The sequence below is a fragment of the Stenotrophomonas sp. EMP41 genome (assembly GCF_047495535.1).
Classification (GTDB): Bacteria; Pseudomonadota; Gammaproteobacteria; order Xanthomonadales; family Xanthomonadaceae; genus Stenotrophomonas; species Stenotrophomonas sepilia.
In genome coordinates, this window is the sequence record NZ_CP179923.1 from 3,289,397 (window position 1) to 3,310,314 (window position 20,918).

Sequence of the window (20,918 nt, forward strand, 5' to 3'; positions counted from 1 at the left end):
GTCCAGCAACGAAGAAGGGCGGCCCTGCGGCCGCCCTCCTGGTTTCCCTGCGGTCACCGCTGGCTTAGAAGCGCACCGACCAGCGCAGGTTGGCACTGTGGTCACGGCTTTCGTCGCCATACTGGCCGCTATAGCCCAGCTCCAGCTGCTGGCGTGCGGTCAACCATGCCGACAGCCCCAGTTCGGCCACCACCGTCCTGTCAGCCATCGGGGCACCGCTGACCACGAAGCTGTCGCTGCCGGTGGCGAAGGCGAAGCGGGCCGCCGGGTCGTGATCCCCGCTGGCATGGCGGTACCCCACGCCACCGCGCAGGTGCAGCCAGCTGTCCTGCTGGAACGAAGCCTTCAGGCCCTTGTCAAAACGCAGGCCAGCCGTGGCCACGGTGGTACGCAGATCGTCCACCTCACCCTGCAGTGCAGCCGCACCGCCGCGTTCGTTGACGCGCTTCATGTCCACTTCCACACGTGCGAGCTGCAGGTAAGGCTCAAGCCCCGCCTCGCGGCCGCCGAAGCGATAGCTCGCCTCGACGAACGCCTGGCGGGTGCGGCCGTCATAGCGTGCCGCCAGCGTATCGCTGTAACCGGAGAAGGCCAGCTCGCGGGTGCTCTTTACCTCATGCTCGCTCCAGGCCAGGCCACCACGCAGGCCGAAGGCGCCCCAGTCGTGACTGGCATAGGCCCCCAGGTGCGTATTGTCGACCTTGGCACGCGCACGGCGTCCTTCCTGCTGCTTGGCATCGGTACGGCCGGTACCGGCCAGCACGCCCACCTGCCAGCCGTTGATCTCGCGGTCCACGCCTACCAGCAGGCCGCTGCTGTTGGCTTCGGTGCGTGCGGTGTTGGCATTGCCGTCCAGCGTGGTGCTGCCACCGATGGCCTGTACCCAGACCCCCGTGGCGGCGTCGCCGTCTGCTCCCGGCGCGCGTACGCCGACACGGCGCGACAGTGCGGCATCACGCACGTAACGGCTGCCCTCGACCAGGGCCATCGCGGTGGCCGCATGCAGCTCGCCGCTGAGGCCGTCCAGTGCAGCGCCTACCTGTTGAGGGAACAGCAGGGTCAGTGGGCGCGGCAGGCCCTGGTTGACCGCCAGCCGGTCGGCCACAGTGGCCACCGCGCGCTGGTTGTCGGTACTGGCGGCACTGGCGAGCGGATTGCCACGGGTAACTTCAATGCGCGCGCCACCGGTGCCATAGGACAGCCCGAATTTCAGGAACGGCGAGAACGCACTGAAGTCGGTGGTGGCGAACTGGCCACGGATTCCGCCGTCGGCACGGATGAAGTTGAACTGCTCACCCAGGTAATAGGTGCCCGCCTCCGGCAGGGCGATCAGGGTGCCGCCCAGGGTGGCGGTACCGGTGACGCGCAACTGGTCACTGTGCCCACCCGGGGCCAGCTCGGCCTGGTACACACCGGTGGCGGTCTGCACATAGTCGCCGTTGATGGTCAGCGTGCCGATCGAGTTGCCCGGTGCAACGATACCGGCCACGGTGGTATCGCCCAGCTGGCCGATGCCCTTCAGCGTGCCGTTCGGGCCAACGAGGGTGTGACCACCGGTCTGCGTGCCGTTGAACGACAACACGCCGCCGTTGACGGTCAGGTCGGAGCCTGCGAGTACCCCGCCTGCATTCACACGGCTGTTGCCCAGGCTGGTCAACGCGCTGTTTTCCAGCCTTCCGTTCAATTCGAACGTCCCCTGCGCGGCGACCGAGGTATGGGCGCCGCGCTGCACACCGTCGAAGATGACCACGCCACCGTCGACGTTCAGGTCGGAGCCATCCAGCACACCGCGTGCGTTGATATGGCTGGATCCCCCCCGACTGTTCAGCGCAGTGTTCTTCAACGTGCCATTGAGCAGGAAGCTGCCGCCGGCCACGTCCACCGCTCCGGTGAGCGTATTGACGCCATCCAGTTCCAGCACGCCCTCGCGCACCAGCGCACCGTTGAAGCTGTTGTCGCCGCTCAAGCGCAGCCAGCCGATGCCGCTCTTGGTCAGCTTGCCGGGGCCGCCGATGTCGTTGGTCCAGTTGTCCCAGGCATCGCCTTCCCACACTTTCAGGCCACCGGCACGCTGGTTCATCACCACATTGGTGTCCACGCGCAGCGAACCGTAACCCTCGATGGCCTTGGCCAGGTTCAACAGGCCCCAACCGTAGATGTCGTCGATGCCGGGCGCGCCCAGATCCGTGGTCGTGGTCAGCAGTACATCGCGCACCTGAGCGCTGTCCAGATAGGGGAAGCGTTCAAACAGCAGGCCCAGCGCGCCGGTGACGTGGGGCGCGGCCATGGACGTTCCACTCAGCAGCGCATAGCCATAGGTAGGCACGCGCTGCTGGATGTCCAGGCTGACGTTGCCGTTGGCGTCGATGCCGACGCTGCCGGCCAGGCTGGAATCATCACCATAGGCGGTCGATACGATGTCCGAACCCGGTGCGGCAAGGCACCAGTTGGCACTCAGGCCGCACCTGTTGGAGCGATTGCTCAGGGTCAGATTGGTACCGACGTTGACCACGCTCAACCAGTACGGCTCGATGTCGGCGAATGCGCGCGGCAGCGTGGCGTAGAGGCCGGCGATGGGGCTCTGCGCAGGCGTCGGAATGACCGAACTGGTATTGCCGGCCGCCCACACCTGGATCATCCCGCGCGCACGCGATCCGTCGGCAAAGGTGTTCAGGTACTGGCGGTCGTCCGGGTCGTTGTAGATCGCGTCCATGTCCGTCGCTGTCGTCGGTTCCGTGACCAGGCCCCAGCTATGGTTGATGGCACGCACGCCCTGCGCGTTCATCTGGGCATAGAGGTCCTGGAAGGCGCTGACTTTCGGGCCGATCGCGCCCAGCGTCACGACCGAGTAGCCGGTCGCCGTGCGCTGCCACTCGCGGATGCTGTCGGAGAACAGCCGGCCAACGGTCAGGTCCGAACCGAAGGACACACCGTGCATGCCGCTTCCGTCCCGGTTCGCCGCGATGGTGCCGGCAACGTGCGTGCCATGGATCTCGAACTGCATCCCCGGCTGCACATAGGGGCCCGACTCGATGATCCTGCGGATGTTGTCGGGCACGTTGGCGTTGTACCCGACATAGCTGATCTGGACGTCATCGCCATCACTGGCGAAGCAGGCAGCCGGCCCACGCACTGCGGTGGTGTTGGTGCAACGCGTGCCGTCAGCCATCAGATCGGCGATGCGGATGCTGCGGTTGTCCTTGCCGGCGAATTCCGGATGGTCCAGACCCGTGCCACTGTCGAATACGCCCAGGCGGATGCCCGCACCGGTCAGCCCGCGCGCATAGGCCACGTCGGCATTGATCGCAGCCAGGCCCCAGTCGAGTTCGAATTCACTGGTACGCCAGCTCGCAGCATCGCCGGGCTTGCCCATGACCGGCTCCGCGGAAGCACCGACGCTGGGAGCCAGCGCTGCCGTCGGCATCGCTACCGAGGGAGCGATCATCGCGGGAACGGAGGCGTTCACCCCGCTTTGCACGGCGAACGCCGACTGCAGGCTGCGCTGCAGCTGGTAACGGGCCAGGGCGTCGTCACTGTCCTGGGCCAGTACCGGCAGTGCGGTGGCCACCAGCAACGAACCGGCAATGGCCGACGCCAGCGGCGAGGGGAGGAAGGAACGGCGAGAAACGGTCAAACGGCGGAGCTTTGCAGCAGTCATCGGTTGCGTCCTTGATTCCATGAGAGGTACGGGCCCGGCTCCCTCGTTGGAGCAGGTGCGTAAGCTGGTGACACAGGTCAGCGCAAGACGTAATCAGCCCATCGCTTCATCCAACGTTAATATTTCCTTCACAAATCCTCCATCAGAAAATTCCTACCCCCCACGCCCCTGTCCAAGGTCACTTGGCAAGCCGCATCGGCCCCGGCTAGCGTCGGTGGATTCATGTTTCTGGCGAGGGGAACTGCATGGCATCGACGTTGTTGCGCACCGGGGTGGCACTGGCGCTGCTTTCATTGAGCACGGCACCGGCGACAGGCGCCTCGCGCTTCGTCGCCGATCCCTACCCCAGCACCTACCAGGCACACCCCGATGCACCGGTGCTGATCCAGAACGCCACCGTGCTGACCGGCACCGGCCAGCGCCTGGACAACGCCGACGTGCTGCTGCGCGAGGGCCGCATCGTTGCCGTCGGCCGCCAGCTGCAGGCCGATGCCGGTGTCACCCGCCTCGATGCGCAGGGCAAGTGGGTCACACCGGGCCTGATCGACGTGCACTCGCACCTGGGCGTGTACCCCAGCCCGGGCGTCGGCGCGCACAGCGACGGCAACGAGATGACCGCACCGGTCACCGCCAACGTCTGGGCCGAGCACTCGGTGTGGCCGCAGGACCCGGGTTTCGCCACCGCACTGGCCGGCGGCGTGACCAGCATGCAGGTGCTGCCGGGCTCGGCCAACCTGGTCGGTGGCCGCGGCGTGACCCTGAAGAACGTCCCCGCCATCACCTACCAGGCGATGAAGTTTCCCGGCGCACCGTGGGGGCTGAAGATGGCCTGCGGCGAGAACCCGAAGCGGGTCTACGGCGGAGGCAAGGGCGTCGCTCCGGCCACGCGGATGGGCAACGTTGCCGGTTACCGCGCCGCCTTCATCGATGCCGCCGACTACATCGCCAGGAACAAACCGAAGCCGGCCAAGCGCAAGAGCTGGTTCGGCAGCGACAAGGGCGACAGCGCTGGTGATGCCGGCGGCAAGCGCGATCTCAAGCTGGACACGCTGGCCGGTGCGATCGAGGGCAACATCCGCGTGCATATCCACTGCTACCGCGCCGACGAGATGGCCACCATGCTCGACCTGGCCAAGGAATTCGGCTTCAAGGTGGCCGCCTTCCACCACGGCGTGGAGGCCTACAAGCTGGCCGACCGGCTGGCCGCCGACGGCGTCTGCGGTGCGCTGTGGGCCGACTGGTGGGGTTTCAAGATGGAAGCCTTCGACGGCATTCCGGAGAACATCGCGCTGGTCGACCGGCCGAAGAACAGCTGCGCCATCGTCCACTCCGATTCACCCGAAGGCATCCAGCGCCTGAACCAGGAAGCGGCCAAGGTGATCGCCGCCGCGCGCCGCGCGCACATGCCGGAGATCACCCCCGAACACGCCATCACCTGGATGACCGCCAACGCCGCCAGGGCGCTGGGCATTGAAGGCCAGACCGGCACCCTGGAGGCCGGCAAGATGGCCGACGTGGTGGTGTGGAACGGCAACCCCTTCAGCTCGTACGCGCTGGCCGAGCAGGTCTTCATCGACGGGCGCCGCCTGTACGACCGCGGCGCACCTGCGGCCACGCCCCGTTCCGACTTCCAGCTTGGCCAGGAGGTGCACTGATGGGCGCGTTGAACAAGCGTCGCCGGGCATGGCTCGGCGCTACGGTCATGGTGCTGGCCTGCCTCTCCGCATCCGCGCAGGCGCAGGACCTGCTGGTGCGCAACGCCACCGTGCATACCGCCAGCGCGCGCGGCAGCCTGCAGCACGCCGATGTGCTGGTGCAGGGCGGCATCATCCGCGCAGTCGGCAGCGGGCTGTCCGCCCCGGCCGGGGCCCGCGTGGTCGAGGCCGATGGTCGCCCGCTGACACCGGCGCTGTTCGGGGGCATCACCGAGATCGGCATCGAAGAAGTCTCCGGTGAAGCGAGCACGGTCGACAGTACGTTGAAGATCGACGAACAACCGCTGCGCCCCGAGTTCGATGTCACCCTGGCCTACAACCCGGCCTCGGTACTGATCCCGGTGGCACGCCTGGACGGCATCGGCTTCACCGCCCTGGGGGCTGCCACCGGTGGCGGCTTCGTTGCAGGCCAGGGTGGCGTGATGCGGCTGGACGGCAGCGCCGATCCCCTCGGGCCGCGCGCGCTGTTCCTGCGCCTGGGGTCGGCGGCAGTGGAGCTGACCGGCCATTCACGCGCGGCGCAATGGATGCTGCTGCAGCAGATGGTGGACGAGGCGCGCGGCCAGGTCGCTGCGGACTCACCGCATGCGCTGCTGACCCCGGCCGGGCGCCGCACGCTGGGCCGCTACCTGGCCGGCCAAGGCCGCATCGTGGTGGAGGTGGACCGCGCGGCGGACATCCGCCAGCTGCTGCGCTGGGCCGCCCGCGAAAAGGTGAAGATCGCCATCGCCGGTGGCAGCGAAGCCTGGCAGCTGGCGCCGGAGCTGGCCGCCGCACAGGTACCGGTGTTCGTCGATGTGTTGTCCAACCTGCCGGCCAGCTTCGACCAGATCGGTGCCACGCTGGAAAATGCGGCACGCCTGCAACGTTCCGGCGTGGCGGTCTCGTTCGTGCAGCGTGGCGACGCCTCGCACAACGCACGCAAGATGCGCCAGCTGGCCGGCAATGCCGTGGCCAATGGCCTGCCCTGGGCCGACGGCCTGGCCGGCCTGACCCGGGTACCGGCGCAGGCGTTCGGCGTGGCCGACCAGATCGGCAGCATCGAGCCGGGCAAGCGTGCCGACCTGGTGCTGTGGGAGGGCGACCCGCTGGACGTGGCGCACTATGCCGAGCAGGTCTGGCTGGGCGGCCGGGCGATGCCGATGCGCTCGCGCCAGACCGAACTGCGCGACCGCTACCTGCAGCGCAACGCGCAGCCCTGACCTCCAGTTATCCAAGGAAACCTGCATGGCCACCCTGCGCTGGTACTTCGACTTCGTCTCGCCCTATTCCTACCTGCACTGGCAGAAGTTGAAGCAGCTGTCCCGGTTTGCCCAGATCCAGACGGTGCCGATTGCTTTCGGTGCCGTGCTGCATCACCTTGGCAACCTCGGGCCGGCCGAGATTCCGGCCAAGCGCCGCTTCATGTACCGCCAGCTGCTGTGGACCGCCCAGGCCGAGGGCACACCGCTGCGGTTCCCGCCGGGCCACCCGTTCAACCCGTTGTCGGCGCTGCGCCTGTGCCTGGCTGCCGGTGCCAGCGTGCAGGCGGTGGACGTGCTGTTCGACTGGATCTGGCGCGACGGCAATGCCGCCGATAGCGCCGAGGCCCTGCGCGAACCGGCCGCCCGGCTCGGTATCGACGATGTCGCCAGCGCCATCGCCGACCCGGCAGTCAAGGAACAGCTGCGGCGCAACACCGAGGCCGCCATCGCCGCTGGCGTGTTCGGCGTACCGACCCTGGCCATCGATGACGAACTGTTCTGGGGCAACGACGCCCATCCGTTGATGGCGGCAGTGCTGGACGACCCCGACCTGCTGCGGCAGCCCGAATGGCAGCGCCTGGCCGAACTCCCGGTGGCCGTGCAGCGCAGTCGCTGAACAGGGGTGACGCGTTTCCCTCGCGCGCCACGCCAAAATTTGAGATAGATTTCACGTTTCCGAACTACAACCGCCCTGGAGGGGGAGCCGCGGATGCGCATCGGAATCGTCGTCGACTCGGCCTGCGACCTGCCGCAGGACTTCATCGCCGAGCACAACATCGTGCTGCTGCCGATCACCGTCCGCATCGGCGAAGCCGTGCTGGCCGATCATCGCGATGAGCAGGCCACCCTGAGTTTCCTGCACGCGCATGTGGCCGAGCACGGTGCCGAGGCGGAGACCATCCCCTTCAGCGTCAACCAGATCCGCGACCTGTTCCTGCAGCAGCTGGTGATCGATTACGACCACGTGTTCTGCATGACCATCACCAAGACCCGCAGCCCGATCCACGACAACGCGCTGCAGGCCAGCTTCGCCATCCTCAACGATTACAAGCCAGTGCGGCAGGCAGCGGGCTACAACTCGCCGTTCGCGCTGCGCGTGCTCGACACCCAGAACCTGTTCGCTGCGCAGGCCGTGACCGCAGTGGAGGCGGTTCGCCTGCGTGACAGTGGTGCCAGCGTGCAGCAGATCCGCGAACGGCTGGAAGAACTGGCCGGCAACGTGCACGGCTACATGATTACCCGCGACCTGTACTACATGCGCGCGCGTGCGCGGCACAAGGGCGACCGCAGTGTCGGCCTGCTCAGTGCGGCGCTGGGCAGCGCGCTGGACATCAAGCCGGTGCTGCACGGCTACCGTGGCCAGACCGGGCCGGTAGCCAAGATCAAGGGCTTCGACAGTGCCGTGCAGAAGCTGTTCGCGGTGGTCGGCCAGCGCGTACGTGCCGGGCTGATGACGCCGACGGTGTGCGTCAGCTACGGCGGTGAGCTCGACGAGCTGCGCAGCCTGCCCGGCTATGCACAGATGAAGGAGGTCTGCGCCGGCCATGGCGTGACCGTGTACGAATCGGTGATGAGCCTGACCGGCATGGTCAATGTCGGCAAGGGTGCGGTCACCGTGGGTTTCGCCGATGGGCCACATCGGTTCGAGTGATGCCCCGACGCGGCGCGAATCTGCACATCGATTCCACCGCGGTTGTGCCAGTCTTGCCGCACTTCAAGGAGAACACCATGCCTGCGCAGTACCACATCAGCCTGCCCGATCCGTCCAAGGCCCGCGGCAACGACCCTGACCTGTCCTTCCATTCGCAGGGCGCCGCTGGTTTCGCCGAAGAGCTGCAGGACGCCCTGCGCAGCGGCACGCTGTTCGAGCGCTGGAAGGCCAAGCAGCCCGACCCGGATGCGGTGGAACCGCAGTGGGGCGTGACCGATCCGGAGGCCACCGTGACCGGCGAGCAGAAGGACCTGCGCATCAACCTGGTCGCCACCACCCGCATCGACAGTGACGTGTTCAAGCAGCGCCTGCGCCTGCTGGCCGGCAGCCATTGGGAACTGCGCGACGTGCGTTGAGGCCCTCTACCCCGCCGGGCACGGCGCGGCGCTAACGTGCCCGTGTCGTGATCGACCCGGTGCGGATGACCATGCTCGGGTAGACGCCAACCTTGGTTGGCGCTTGCACAAACGACTGCCAACCAAGGTTGGCAATTACCGAACCGCCGATACCATCCAGCGATATCCTGCCGGCCGCTGCCCAGCGGATGGGCGGCACCCCCAACAGGCTGGTCCTGTACGACCAGCGGCGAGCCGGATTGGCGTGGCCGAACAGGATGAGGCGGTTTTGCGGCAATGGGCAGCAGCGCGTGACGGGCGGGTCTGCTCAGCAGTCCATCGTTCCGTGCGTGCTGCCCTCGTCGTCCAGCACGTGCGCATGCAGGATCACCTGGTTGCGGCCGGCACGCTTGGCGGCATAGAGGCCGGCATCGGCGTCTGCCAGCAACTGATCGGCACTGGCCAGCGCCGGCGGATGCAGGTAACCCACGCCGACGCTGATGCTGACCGGGCCTTCCGGCAATGGCAGCGCTTCGACCGCTTCGCGCAGCCGTTCGGCCAGCGCCAGCACCCCCGACAACGGGCTTCCAGGCACGATGACGGCGAATTCTTCACCGCCATAACGCGCAACGCTGTCACCACCGCGACCGGCTATGGCCTTCAGCACCCCGGCCACCGCCTGCAGGCAACGATCACCGGCCGGATGGCCGTGCTGGTCGTTGAAGGCCTTGAAGTGGTCGATATCCACCAGCAGCAGGCCCAGCTCGGTGCCGCTGCGCCGCGCGCGATTCCATTCGGAGGTCAGCCGCGCGTCGAACTCGCGGCGATTGGCCACGCCGGTGAGGCCATCCTGCCGCGCCAGTTGATCCAATGCTGCCTGGCGTTCCAGAAGATCGGTCTGCAGCAGGACGCTGCGCAGGCCGAAGCCGAGCGTGGCCACCACGAAACCCGCCACTGCCAGCGGTCGGGCATGGTCGACGACCAGAGTACCCACCACCAGCAGCAGCAAGGGCAGGATCATCGGCCCGGCAGCCTGCACCGTGCGCGACAGCCGCGGATGCGGCACTGCGCCCGTGACGGGCGCCCGGTCCAACGCCAGCACCGCCACCAGCAGGAACGGCAGGTCGATCAACAGATCATTGAAGGCTCCGAATGCATCTTCCGAGGTGTAATGGTTGATGTAGTAAGCCACCAGCAGATAAGCCAGTGCGTACAGCGCCAGCACCCGGAAGAAACCGCGCCGCTCGGGGACGTCACCGGCCAGCCAGCGCACCACCGCAAAGCCAGCGATGCACAGGTTCTGGATGTCGAACATACGCTGCATGTTCGACATCGCATGGGCATCGACATCGATGCGGGCGGCAAACGATTCGGTATGCACGAAGAACAGCACGCCCAGCAGCGCGGCCATTGCCGCATCGATCAGGCTGATGCCCGACCGCTCGCGGCGTGCGCGCGCCAGGATGAACACCAGTGGCACGCCGTACAGTACGTACAACAGCAGGCTGGCGTGGGGAGTGAAATCGGCCCGCCCGGCGCCCAGCGCGTCGATCATGTTGAACGCCATGCCGCCGGCCCACAGCAGCAGCGCCAATGCCATGGCCCGCCACCCCAGCGCCGCGCGGTCGCGGCGGGCCCGCCACAGGCAGGCCACCGCAGCCAGCAACGGGGCGCCGGTCAGAAAGACGAAGGAGCCCGCCCCGGCGGGACCGGGCCACAGGGCCAGCACCAGCCCATGGCACAGCACATACAGCAGCGCCAGCACTACCGGCATGCATCCCCCCGATCCGCAAGGCCGTCTGAGCGCACGATAGCGCGCCGGCACGCCACAGCGGCGTGATCCACTGCGGCAAAACGACACTCCGCGTGCGTCGCCATTGCCGGCCAGCGGCCGGCACTACCGGAAAGCCCTCAAGCGTGCAGGGCGCGGGCGTGGTGGGCCAGCACGCCGCAGCGGCGTGATTCGTTGCGGCAAAACGACAGTCTGCATGCATCGCCATGGTAGTGCCGGCCGCTGGCCGGCAATCCCAGGGAATCGCAGGGCTGCGGTTGCCGGCCAGCGGCCGGCACTACCGGAACGCTCTCAGGCGTGCAGGGCGCGGGCGTGGTGGGCGATGTGCTCACCGATGAAGCTGGCGATGAAGTAGTAGCTGTGGTCGTAGCCCGGCTGCAGGCGCAGGGTCAGCGGATGGCCGGCGGCCGCGCAGGCCTCCTGCAGGCGCTGCGGCTGCAGCTGGGTCTGCAGGAACTCGTCCGCCTCGCCCTGGTCGACCAGCAATGGCAGGCGCTCGCTGGCCGCCTCCAGCAGCGCGCACGTATCCCACTGCGCCCAGTCGGCCGGATTGTCGCCCAGATAAGCCGTGAACGCCTTCTGCCCCCACGGTACGTGGCTGGGCGCGACGATCGGCGAGAACGCCGACACACTGCGGTAGCGCCCCGGGTTGCGCAGCGCGATCACCAGCGCACCGTGGCCGCCCATTGAATGGCCGCTGACAGCACGCGCGCCGGTGACCGGAAAATTCGCTTCGATAAGCGCCGGCAGCTCCTGCGCCACATAGTCGTGCATGCGGTAGTGCTTCGCCCACGGTGCACGGGTGGCGTTGAGGTAGAACCCTGCGCCCTTGCCGAGGTCGTAGCCTTCGGCATCGGCCACATCATCGCCGCGCGGGCTGGTATCCGGCGCGACGATGATTACGCCGTGCTCGGCTGCATAGCGCTGCGCACCGGCCTTGGTGATGAAATTCTGCTCGGTGCAGGTCAGGCCGCTCAGCCAGTACAGCACTGGCAGTGGCTGCACTTCCGCCTGCGGCGGCAGGTACACGGCGAACTGCATGTCGCAGCCCAGCGTGGTCGAACGATGGCGGTAGACGTCCTGCCAGCCGCCGAAACAGGCGCGGTGTTCAATGCGTTCCATGGTGCTCTCCTGCGTGCCGGCGTCAGCCGTCACGTGTGTTGATCAACTCATCCAGCTGCGACAGCAGGCGCAGAAGCGATTCGACGCCAGGCTGGCCACCCAGATTGCGGTACGCCGCCACCGCCACGTCGCTGCGCGGTGGCCATTGGCCGTCGGCGCGGGCTTCGTGCAGGCGCGGCAGGAATACCTGCGCAAGCCACTGCTCGAACGGCATGCCATCGTCGCTGCCGAAGGCCGAAGTCACCGCACGCGGTGGCCCCACCTCGCCGTCGACCCAGCCCAGCGCACGCAACGCCTGCTCGATCGGGTCGACCAGGGCCGCGCGCGGGTCTTCCGCACGCGGCCTACGAAGGGCGTCGAACCAGCCCACGCCGCCGCTCAGTAGTGGACCACCGAACGGATCGACTTGCCTTCATGCATCAGGTCGAAGGCGTCGTTGATCCTGTCCAGGTCCATGGTATGGGTGACGAACGGGGCCAGTTCGATATCGCCCTTCATCGCGTCTTCCACCATGCCCGGCAGCTGGCTGCGGCCCTTCACGCCACCGAAGGCGGTGCCCATCCACTTGCGCCCGGTCACCAGCTGGAACGGGCGGGTGGAGATCTCCTGCCCGGCACCGGCCACGCCGATCACCACGCTCTGGCCCCAGCCACGGTGCGCGCATTCCAGCGCCGCGCGCATCACGTTGACGTTGCCGATGCACTCGAAGCTGTGGTCCACGCCCCAGGTGGTCATCTCGACGATGACCTGCTGGATCGGCGTGTCGAAGTCCTTCGGGTTGACGCAGTCGGTGGCGCCGAATTCGCGCGCCAGTTCGAACTTGGACGGATTGGTGTCCACCGCGATGATGCGGCCGGCCTTGGCCTGGCGCGCACCCTGGATCACCGCCAGGCCGATGCCACCAAGGCCGAACACCGCCACGCTGTCGCCCTCCTGCACCTTGGCGGTGTTGTGCACCGCGCCGATGCCGGTGGTGACGCCGCAGCCGAGCAGGCAGACGTGTTCCGGGTTGGCGTCCGGATTGATCTTCGCCAGCGAGACTTCGGCCACAACGGTGTACTCGCTGAAGGTCGAGCAGCCCATGTAGTGATACAGCGGCTCGCCGTTGTAGCTGAAGCGGCTGGTGCCATCGGGCATCACGCCCTTGCCCTGGGTGGCGCGCACCGACACGCACAGGTTGGTCTTGCCGCTCTTGCAGAACAGGCATTCGCCGCACTCGGCGGTGTACAGCGGAATCACGTGGTCGCCCGGCTTGACGCTGGTCACGCCCTCGCCCACTTCCACCACGATGCCCGCGCCTTCATGGCCCAGCACCACCGGGAACAGGCCTTCCGGATCATCGCCGGACAGGGTGAACGCATCGGTGTGGCAGACACCGGTGTGGGTGATCTTCACCAGCACTTCGCCCTTCTTCGGCGGGGCGACGTCGATCTCGACGATCTGCAGCGGCTGGCCGGGACCAAAGGCGACGGCGGCACGGGACTTCATGGTGGCTTCTCCAGAGACGGGCAATGACAGGATGGGCGGCGCAATGTTGCGCCGTCGTCTATTTCAGGTACGAGCGGATCAACGCGCTCATGTCGCGCACGCGTTCGGCGCGTTGTTCGTCGGAGGCGGCGGGCTGGCCGAATTCCTCGCGCAGATGGGCCTCCATCACCTCGGACATCAGGCCGTTGACCGCGCCACGGATGGCGGCGATCTGCTGCAGCACCGGCCCGCAGTCGGCGCCGGCTTCCAGCGCACGGTCCAACGCATCGCACTGGCCGCGGATGCGGCGCACGCGGGCCAGGACCTTCTTCTTCTCTTCGGGGGAGTGCGGCATGGCAGGCCAGCTCGGAACTATACTGGGGGATAGTATACATAGAAGCGCTTGGTTTGACGCAAATGGCTTCCTGAGACTCCGGAATGGCAGCTTTGAATCCAGCCGAATCAATTACTTGAGACGATCCAGCAGCCAGCAAGGCCGTGTCGGGCAATCTTTGGGGTCGCAACATCCGGAATCAAATGATGGGCATTGGCATCCAACTCGGGCGCATCACCGATGAGATCGGCAGCAGCGATTTTCTGTATGCGTTCTTCTCGACGATCACCGGCAACCTGGAACCGGATGGATGGGGAAGCCGCTTTCCGATCATCATGAAGCAGCTCTACGCCGGCTGCGTGCAGAAATCAGACGCGGCTACTGCGCTGTCCGAGATGCACGTCATCCGCCGCGAGCTGGCCCAGCTGCCGCCGGTCCAAGTCATCTGGTCGTTCGATGATCGCGCCCAGCGCCCGCCATGGGGGGAGGCAATCGCCCCTGACATCGAGTCCTTGGCGACCTACTTCGTCACCGCACGGGGACGCGATCTGATCGCGCTTCTAACTGAACTGTTTGAGGAGCTCCAAGATGGCGAGGATGACGTCGCTCGGATCGTCAACTATTGATACTGGCGCAACCCGCTCAGCCCAGAAGGCCGTCCTCCGCCACGCGGATCGCCCATCCGGATCGGGTCAACCGTCTGGCGTCGGATCATCGCGCTGGCCCCATGCCGGTAGGCAAGAACCCTGGATTACCCGGCCGCAGGCAGATCACGCACGGGGTCGGATCCCCGCCGCCGGCGGGGCTCCGACCCATGCCCTCAGGCATCCTCGCGCACGTAGGCGAACGACTCGTCCAAACGCTCGAAACCGATCACTTCAGCGACGATGGCCTGTGCGTCGTCGTCGCTGATGTTTCCTTCCTCAATATCGTCAACGCGGGCGAACAGCCGCTGCAACGCCGCGAACTGGTCGCCGCGCAGGAACGACTGGTGGCTCTGCAGCCAGCGCTGCAGATTGCCGGCCAGCTCGCCGTGCGACAGCAGCGTATACGGCGCTTGGTAGTCGGCAACCGCTTCAACCATCTTGCGGAACAGGAAATCCTGGTAGTTGGCGGCCAGCACATCGGCACGATCATCGTCATGCCACACCAGCACGACGGGCGGCTCGGCAACACCGGGCGCGTTGCTCCAGAAGCAGTAGCTGTCGCCGCCGCCGGTCCGCGCAAACGGCAGGAGCTGCAGGTCGGGACGCAGGGGATTGTAATGATCCTCGGCGGTCAGCTCCTGCCACGCTTCGAGCAGCTCATCGTGTTCCAGTGGTTCGTATTCCTGCGCGTACAGCAGCACCGGCGGATCCGCCTGCAGCGTCGGGAACACCACCTCGGACCATTCCGGATGCGGACTGCCCCAGCTCAACCGGCCTGCTGCCTGCAGCTGCTTGAACAAAGGGGGGAAGGCCTGGCCGGTGGCCTGTTCGATGTCGGATAGTGCGCTCATGGAAGTCCTTGTCGATAGAGGTCGCCCAGCTTGCCCGAATCCGCGCAGGAGATGAACCGGCCGCAGCAGGTGGCGGGCCTAGACTGCAATCACCGGGCCCCCCCCACCGCTGCCATGAACGCCACTGCCCAAAGCTTCATCGTCAACATCGACGTGCCGGGCATCTGATCGGCCGAGCAGGTGGCCGGCTGGAAGCGTGTCACCGAGGCGGTGCATGGCGCACAGGGCACGATCTTCGCCCAGCTCTGGCACGTCGGCCGCATGTCGCACTCCTCGCTGCAGCCCGACGGTGGGCAACCGGTCAGCGCCGGTACCCGCCCGGTGGCCAGCGCACCGAAGAACACCTCGTTCGTCTACCTGGACGATGGCAGCCGCGGCCACGCCGATCCCACTCCGGCACGTGCACTGGAGACTGCGGAGATCCCCGGTATCGTCGACGACTTCGTGCGCGGGGCGGCCAACGCCATTGCGGCCGGCTTCGACGGCATCGAACTGCATGCCGCCAACGGTTACCTGTTCGAGCAGTTCCTCAACCCACTCATCAACCAGCGTGATGATCGCTACGGCGGCTCGCTGCCCAATCGTGCGCGCTTGATCCTGGAGACCGTCGATGCGATGGCCCAGCGCATCGGTGCGCAGCGGGTCGGCGTGCGCCTGGCACCGAACAACCTCACCTTCGACATGCCGTTCTATCCCGACAACAAAGCCACCTATCTGTACTTGGCCGAGGAACTGGGCAAGCGTGGGCTGGCCTACGTGCACCTCAACGACAACCTGCAGGCGGGCCAGTCGGTGCTGCGCGAGGCGTTCCTGCGGCAGTTCAAGCAGGTCTACGGCGGCACGCTGATCTTGGCCGGCGGGATGACGCGCGCACGTGCACTGCAGCTGGTCGAGGCCGGTACCATCGATCTGGCCGCGTTCGGCCAGCCGTTCATCGCCAACCCGGATCTGGTTGAACGCCTGCAGCGGGACATCGCGCTGGCCTCGCCCGACCGCAGCACCTGTTACGGCGGTGGCGAAGCAGGCTACCTCGACTACCCGCTGGCACAGTAGATCCACGCCATGTGTGGATGGGGCGTCCTCCTCACCATCGAACACATCACGGCGCCTTCTCCACTCTGGTCGAGTCTGAATCAAAGGTCAGCACACGGGTGCTGATCTCCCCTTTACCCGAATCCTTGCGGGTCAGTTCAAGCCGCCCCTGGTTGCCCTGCGCCACCAGGCTGGCGGCAAAACTGCCCTCGTTGGACAGCGCTGTGATCACGGCGGTGCCATCCGGCGCAACCCTGATGCCTGCCCGATCGCGAACCTTGTAGCCCACGCCAACCGGTGCATCCAGCGCCATCACCGCGCTGCCATTGGCCATGGTTCCGATGCCCCCGCGCTCATCGCCCTTCGCGTCGTAGATCGTCATGCCCGTGGCGCGTGAGTTGCGGGCAATGTCACTGGCATCCTCGGCAATCTGCACGCGAGTGCGCCCTTCACTGTCGAGCACGGTCAACTTGTAGGTACGGATCTCCGGCACCACGCAGGCGTCGGGCGTGGCCACGCTGGCTCCGATCAGGGCCAACGATGCGCCCAGCACGAACATCGAGGTGGCAAGCAGACTCCTGCGACGCAGCCTGCGCTCCAGACGATCCAATCGTACGGCGATACCCTGCTCATGCATGTTGCGCTCCCTGGTTGGGTCTGTGGTTGTTCCGTCACCTGCCCTCTGCCTCCACATGGATCACACGGGTGGAGGCTCCGCCCAGAACGGGCATTGCCAATCGCAGCCAGCGCCATCGGCCGACGTAGTGCTCCAGCGTGCGCGCCCGCGCTTCCTCTTCCCGCCCACGCATGGAATCCTCCCTGGCAACGGAGCCACCGGTCGGAACGACTGCGGCACCCGGTCTGGCACTAAAGTTCGATCGTAGAAGGCACCTTCGAGCCCAACAACATGACGAAAGTCCCCATGAACTCTGTCACCGCGTCGTTCATCGTCAACCTCGACGTGCCCGATCTTGCTGCCGCCGAAGCCTTCTACATCGAAGCCTTCGGCCTGCGGATCGGCCGCCGTCTCGGACCGGAGGCCGTGGAACTGCTCGGCGGGCCAACGCCGCTGTACCTGCTGCAGAACGACGCCGGCAGCGCCGCCACCGAAGACGGCGACGTGCGTGACTACGAGCGCCACTGGACCCCGCTGCACCTGGACTGGGTGGTGGAGGACATTGATGCCGCGTTGATGCGTGCGGTCGCGGCCGGGGCGATGCTCGAGCAACCGGTGCGCGAGCGCCGCTGGGGCCGTATCGCCGTGCTGGCCGATCCGTTCGGGCACGGCTTCTGCCTGATCCAGTTCAGTGGCGAAGGCTACGACGCGCTGGTCGAATGAATTGCCGGCTGCTTTGCGGGCGCCAATCCACGCATGGCGCGGATCTACTGATCCGCTTCAAGCAACGCGTGGAGGCTGTCATTCGGCAGTAGATCCACGCCATGCGTGGATGCGAACCACCGCACCTCACTCGCGCAGCATGTCCACGAACGCGCGCAGCGCACCGGGCATCTGCCGCTGCTTCGGGTAGTACAGCGCGAACCCGGCGAACGGCTCGCTCCAGTCTTCCAGTACCGCCACCATCTGCCCCGATTCGATATACGGCCGCGCGGTGTCTTCCAGCACGTAGGCCAGGCCGATGCCATCAAGCACTGCACCGACCACGGTGCCCTGCTCGCTCAACGTGAGCCGGCCCGGCACGTCGATTTCCAGCGCCTGCCCGCTACGCTCGAACTGCCATTTGTACAGATGCCCGCTGGCAAAGCGGAAGCGGATGCACTCATGCGAGGCCAGGTCGCGCGGATGCTGGGGCGCCGGATGCCGCCGCAGGTAATCCGGCGAGCCGACGATCAGCCCACGCAGCGGCGGCCCCATCGGCACCGCCACCATGTCCTCGGGCACGAATTCGTGCAGGCGCACGCCCGCGTCGTAGCCCTCGGCGACGATATCGACCAGCCCATCATTTTCGGTCAGCTCGACGCGCACATCAGGATGGGCGTGCAGGAAGCGCGCCAGCCGAGGCCGCAGCTGGGTCGCCACCGCCGCCCGGGTGGCGTTGATGCGCAGCAGGCCGGCCGGGGCGGCGCGGAAGTGGTTCATTTCTTCCAGCGCGTCATGCACCTGCCCCAGCGCCGGCTGCAAGCGCTCCAGCAGGCGCTGCCCGGCCTCGGTCAGGGCCACGCTGCGCGTGGTGCGGTGGAACAGGCCCACGCCCAACCGTTCCTCCAGCGCGCGGATCGCATAGCTCACCGCCGAGGTCGACAACGCCAGCTCGGCACCGGCGCGGCGGAAGCTGCGGTGGCGGGCAACCGCCGCGAACGCGGCCAGGTGGGAAAGGTTGTCAGTGGCCATGATTGTGCAGTTTTACTTGATGAATCATGCCGATATCCACGCTTCTTGCCATTGGGAACGCGGCGTATTGTAAAGCGCCTTTCGATAAACCCTGCCAAGGATTCCCCCATGTCCCTCGCCCGTGGTTACGCCGCCCATTCCCATACCGCCCCGCTGGTCCCCTTTGAGTTCGAACGCCGTGCGGTCGGTCCCGACGATGTGCGCATCGAGATCCTCTACAGCGGCATCTGCCACTCCGACCTGCACCAGGCCCGCGATGACTGGGGTGGCTCGATCTACCCGATGGTGCCGGGCCACGAGATCATCGGCCGCGTCACCGAGGTCGGCAGCAACGTCACCCGCTTCAAGGTCGGCGACCACGCCGGCGTGGGTTGCATGGTCGACTCCTGCCGCCACTGCGACGCCTGCCAGCACGACCTGGAGCAGTACTGCGCCGAGGGCGCGACCTGGACCTACAACGGCCGTGAACGCGAAACCGGCGCACCGACCTACGGCGGCTATTCCGACCACGTGGTGGTCGAGCAGCGCTTCGTGGTGAAGGTGTCCGACACCCTCGACCTGAAGGCGGCCGCACCGCTGCTGTGCGCCGGCATCACCACGTGGTCGCCGCTGCGCCATTGGAAGGTCGGCCCGGGCCAGAAGGTCGGCGTGATCGGCCTCGGCGGCCTCGGCCACATGGGCGTGAAGTTCGCCAAGGCGCTCGGTGCGCACGTGGTGATGATCACCACCACCCCGGAAAAGGGCGCCGATGCCAAGCGCCTGGGCGCCGATGAGGTGCTGGTCTCGCGCGATGCGGCGCAGATGAAGGCGCACGCCGGCAGCTTCGACTTCCTGCTCAATACCATCCCGGTCAGCCATGACACCAATCCGTACATGGGCCTGCTCAAGCGCGAAGCCACCATGTGCCTGGTGGGCGTGCTGACCGAACTGGACCCGCCGCTGACCGGCGGCAGCGTGATCTTCGGCCGCAAGCACCTGACCGGCTCGGCGATCGGCGGCATGGCCGAAACCCAGGAAATGATGGACTTCTGTGCCGAGCACGGCATCGTCAGCGATGTGGAGATGATCGACATCAGGAACGTCAACGAAGCCTGGGAGCGCATGGCGAAGAACGATGTGCGCTACCGCTTCGTGATCGACATGGCGACGTTGAAGAACGTGGCCTGATCGAGGGCAGATGCGAAAAAGAAAAACCCCGGCAATGCCGGGGTTTTTCTTCTGGTAGTGCCGGCCGCTGGCCGGCGCCCCCGCCTGGCTGCCGGCCAGCGGCCGGCACTACCGCATGACGATCAATACGCGAACTCGCGGAACACCGGATCGACGTCGCCATGCCAGCGGCCATGGAACAGCGCCAGCTTGCGCTCGGCCGGGGTCAGGCCGGATTCGACGATCTCCTGCAGCACGTCCAGGAACTTGCTCTCGTCCTGGCCGTCGGCATTGCGCGCCGCACGGCGCTTGAGGCCTTCCACGGAAATCCTGACCGCTTCCCGGGCCAGGTCGCGCACCGTGCCGTTGCGGAACGGCAGGTTCATTGCATGCTTCGGCACGCCGTCACGCAGCGCATGGCGCTCGTCCAGGGTGAAGTCACGCACCAGGTCCCAGGCAGCATCCAGCGCAGTGTCGTCGTACAGCAGGCCCACCCAGAATGCCGGCAGCGCACACAGGCGGCTCCACGGGCCACCATCGGCGCCGCGCATTTCCAGGTACTTCTTCAGGCGCACTTCCGGGAACGCGGTAGTCATGTGGTCCGACCAGTCGCGCAGGGTCGGCAACGCGCCCGGCAGCACCGGCAGCTTGCCCTGCATGAAGTCGCGGAAGCTCTGCCCGCTGGCGTCGTGGTAGATGCCGTCGCGGTAGGAGAAGTACATCGGCACGTCGAGCAGGTAATCGACATAGCGCTCGTAGCCGAATCCATCCTCGAACACGAAGTCGAGCATGCCGGTGCGGTCGGCGTCGGTGTCGGTCCAGATGTGCGAGCGATAGCTCAGGTAGCCGTTCGGCTTGCCTTCGGTGAACGGCGAATCGGCGAACAGCGCGGTGGCGATCGGCTGCAGCGCCAGCGACACGCGGAACTTCTTCACCATGTCCGCCTCGGTGGCGTAGTCCAGGTTCACCTGCACCGTGCAGGTGCGGGTCATCATGTCCAGGCCCAGCGAACCGACCTTGGGCATGTACGCGCGCATGATCTTGTAGCGCCCCTTCGGCATCCACGGCATTTCATCGCGCTTCCACTTCGGCTGGAAGCCCATGCCGAGGAAACCCAACTGCAGTTCGCCGGCCACCTGCGCCACTTCGTTGAGGTGGGTGCCGGTCTCCACGCAGGTCTGGTGGATGGTCTCCAGCGCCGCGCCGGACAGTTCCAGCTGGCCAGCCGGTTCCAGCGTCACCGAGGCACCGTCGCGCAGCAGCGCGATCGTGTTGCCGTTTTCCTGCACCGGCTCCCAGCCGAAGCGGACCAGGCCGTTGAGCAGTGCTTCGATGCCGCGCTCCCCCTCGAAGGTCGGCGGGCGCAGGTCATCCAGACGGAACCCGAACTTCTCGTGCTCGGTGCCGATGCGCCACTGCGCGCGGGGCTTCTCGCCGGAGGCGATCACCTCCACCAGCTGCGAGCGGTCGGTAATGGGGGTATCGGCGACGTGGCTGGGGCTCGACAAGGGAAA

The 20,918-nt window shown here is 66.7% G+C and carries 18 protein-coding genes and 1 pseudogene; 9 read left to right on the forward strand and 10 right to left on the reverse strand.

All coding sequences use genetic code 11. The annotated features are described in order from the left end of the window. Nucleotides 1-64: 64 nt before the first annotated feature. Nucleotides 65-3,658 carry an autotransporter domain-containing protein gene (locus ACMGRF_RS15110; RefSeq protein ID WP_099542776.1) on the reverse strand — a complete coding sequence of 1,198 codons (3,594 nt, stop codon included), beginning with the start codon at nt 3,656-3,658 and terminating at the stop codon, nt 65-67. 245 nt (nt 3,659-3,903) lie between these two features. On the opposite strand from ACMGRF_RS15110, the gene ACMGRF_RS15115 reads away from it, so the two are divergent. The 5 genes from ACMGRF_RS15115 (at nt 3,904) to ACMGRF_RS15135 (ending at nt 8,684) form a co-directional block, all read left to right on the forward strand. Next, a complete protein-coding gene (locus ACMGRF_RS15115; RefSeq protein ID WP_414485366.1) occupies nt 3,904-5,313 on the forward strand; it encodes an amidohydrolase family protein in 1,410 nt (469 codons plus the stop codon). Further along, on the forward strand, nt 5,313-6,575 hold the full coding sequence (locus tag ACMGRF_RS15120; RefSeq protein WP_049415274.1) for an amidohydrolase family protein: 1,263 nt from the start codon (nt 5,313-5,315) through the stop codon (nt 6,573-6,575). Before ACMGRF_RS15115 ends, ACMGRF_RS15120 begins: the two co-directional genes overlap by 1 nt. Nucleotides 6,576-6,600: 25 nt before the next feature. Continuing rightward, complete coding sequence (locus tag ACMGRF_RS15125) at nt 6,601-7,233, forward strand: 2-hydroxychromene-2-carboxylate isomerase (protein ID WP_111097256.1); 633 nt, start codon at nt 6,601-6,603, stop codon at nt 7,231-7,233. 93 nt (nt 7,234-7,326) lie between these two features. Continuing rightward, nucleotides 7,327-8,268, forward strand: coding sequence for a DegV family protein (locus tag ACMGRF_RS15130; protein ID WP_049415269.1), 942 nt, complete (start codon nt 7,327-7,329; stop codon nt 8,266-8,268). A 77-nt stretch (nt 8,269-8,345) separates the two neighbouring features. Further along, complete coding sequence (locus ACMGRF_RS15135; RefSeq protein WP_005410998.1) at nt 8,346-8,684, forward strand: hypothetical protein; 339 nt, start codon at nt 8,346-8,348, stop codon at nt 8,682-8,684. A gap of 307 nt (nt 8,685-8,991) precedes the next feature. On the opposite strand, the gene ACMGRF_RS15140 is transcribed toward ACMGRF_RS15135, so the two are convergent. The 5 genes from ACMGRF_RS15140 to frmR form a co-directional block, all read right to left on the reverse strand. Next, nucleotides 8,992-10,437 (reverse strand): GGDEF domain-containing protein, encoded by a 1,446-nt coding sequence (locus tag ACMGRF_RS15140; RefSeq protein ID WP_049415267.1) that lies wholly within the window; start codon nt 10,435-10,437, stop codon nt 8,992-8,994. A gap of 309 nt (nt 10,438-10,746) precedes the next feature. Then, complete coding sequence (fghA, locus tag ACMGRF_RS15145) at nt 10,747-11,577, reverse strand: S-formylglutathione hydrolase (RefSeq protein WP_099485818.1); 831 nt, start codon at nt 11,575-11,577, stop codon at nt 10,747-10,749. Between the two features lie 22 nt (nt 11,578-11,599). After that, nucleotides 11,600-11,947, reverse strand: coding sequence for a YqcC family protein (locus tag ACMGRF_RS15150; protein WP_049415262.1), 348 nt, complete (start codon nt 11,945-11,947; stop codon nt 11,600-11,602). A gap of 8 nt (nt 11,948-11,955) precedes the next feature. Then, nucleotides 11,956-13,065, reverse strand: coding sequence for an S-(hydroxymethyl)glutathione dehydrogenase/class III alcohol dehydrogenase (locus ACMGRF_RS15155; RefSeq protein WP_049415260.1), 1,110 nt, complete (start codon nt 13,063-13,065; stop codon nt 11,956-11,958). A 58-nt stretch (nt 13,066-13,123) separates the two neighbouring features. Then, nucleotides 13,124-13,399: a formaldehyde-responsive transcriptional repressor FrmR gene (gene frmR / locus ACMGRF_RS15160; protein WP_005411009.1), complete on the reverse strand. Its 276-nt coding sequence runs from the start codon at nt 13,397-13,399 to the stop codon at nt 13,124-13,126. A 185-nt stretch (nt 13,400-13,584) separates the two neighbouring features. Between frmR and ACMGRF_RS15165 the strand changes: the two genes are divergently transcribed. Next, the gene (locus ACMGRF_RS15165; RefSeq protein ID WP_099485861.1) at nt 13,585-14,004 is read left to right on the forward strand and encodes an Imm70 family immunity protein; all 420 of its coding nucleotides are present in this window, start codon (nt 13,585-13,587) and stop codon (nt 14,002-14,004) included. A gap of 194 nt (nt 14,005-14,198) precedes the next feature. Here ACMGRF_RS15165 and ACMGRF_RS15170 read toward each other — a convergent pair whose 3' ends face one another. Next, nucleotides 14,199-14,876 carry an SMI1/KNR4 family protein gene (locus tag ACMGRF_RS15170; protein ID WP_111097255.1) on the reverse strand — a complete coding sequence of 226 codons (678 nt, stop codon included), beginning with the start codon at nt 14,874-14,876 and terminating at the stop codon, nt 14,199-14,201. Nucleotides 14,877-15,023: 147 nt separating this feature from the next. Here ACMGRF_RS15170 and ACMGRF_RS15175 point away from each other — a divergent pair. Continuing rightward, a pseudogene (locus ACMGRF_RS15175) lies at nt 15,024-15,929 on the forward strand (alkene reductase); the annotation flags it as partial. Between the two features lie 46 nt (nt 15,930-15,975). Here the strand turns inward: ACMGRF_RS15175 and ACMGRF_RS15180 are convergent. Further along, nucleotides 15,976-16,467, reverse strand: a complete 492-nt coding sequence (locus tag ACMGRF_RS15180; protein WP_414485367.1) for a hypothetical protein — start codon at nt 16,465-16,467, stop codon at nt 15,976-15,978. Nucleotides 16,468-16,830: 363 nt separating this feature from the next. Between ACMGRF_RS15180 and ACMGRF_RS15185 the strand changes: the two genes are divergently transcribed. Further along, the gene (locus tag ACMGRF_RS15185; protein WP_100478756.1) at nt 16,831-17,247 is read left to right on the forward strand and encodes a VOC family protein; all 417 of its coding nucleotides are present in this window, start codon (nt 16,831-16,833) and stop codon (nt 17,245-17,247) included. 126 nt (nt 17,248-17,373) lie between these two features. Here ACMGRF_RS15185 and ACMGRF_RS15190 read toward each other — a convergent pair whose 3' ends face one another. Then, nucleotides 17,374-18,258 carry a LysR family transcriptional regulator gene (locus ACMGRF_RS15190; RefSeq protein ID WP_049415256.1) on the reverse strand — a complete coding sequence of 295 codons (885 nt, stop codon included), beginning with the start codon at nt 18,256-18,258 and terminating at the stop codon, nt 17,374-17,376. Nucleotides 18,259-18,366: 108 nt separating this feature from the next. On the opposite strand from ACMGRF_RS15190, the gene ACMGRF_RS15195 reads away from it, so the two are divergent. Continuing rightward, nucleotides 18,367-19,425 (forward strand): NAD(P)-dependent alcohol dehydrogenase, encoded by a 1,059-nt coding sequence (locus tag ACMGRF_RS15195; RefSeq protein ID WP_049415254.1) that lies wholly within the window; start codon nt 18,367-18,369, stop codon nt 19,423-19,425. A gap of 122 nt (nt 19,426-19,547) precedes the next feature. On the opposite strand, the gene ACMGRF_RS15200 is transcribed toward ACMGRF_RS15195, so the two are convergent. Continuing rightward, the gene (locus ACMGRF_RS15200) at nt 19,548-20,912 is read right to left on the reverse strand and encodes a glutamate--cysteine ligase (RefSeq protein ID WP_100478758.1); all 1,365 of its coding nucleotides are present in this window, start codon (nt 20,910-20,912) and stop codon (nt 19,548-19,550) included. Between the last annotated feature and the right edge of the window lie 6 nt (nt 20,913-20,918).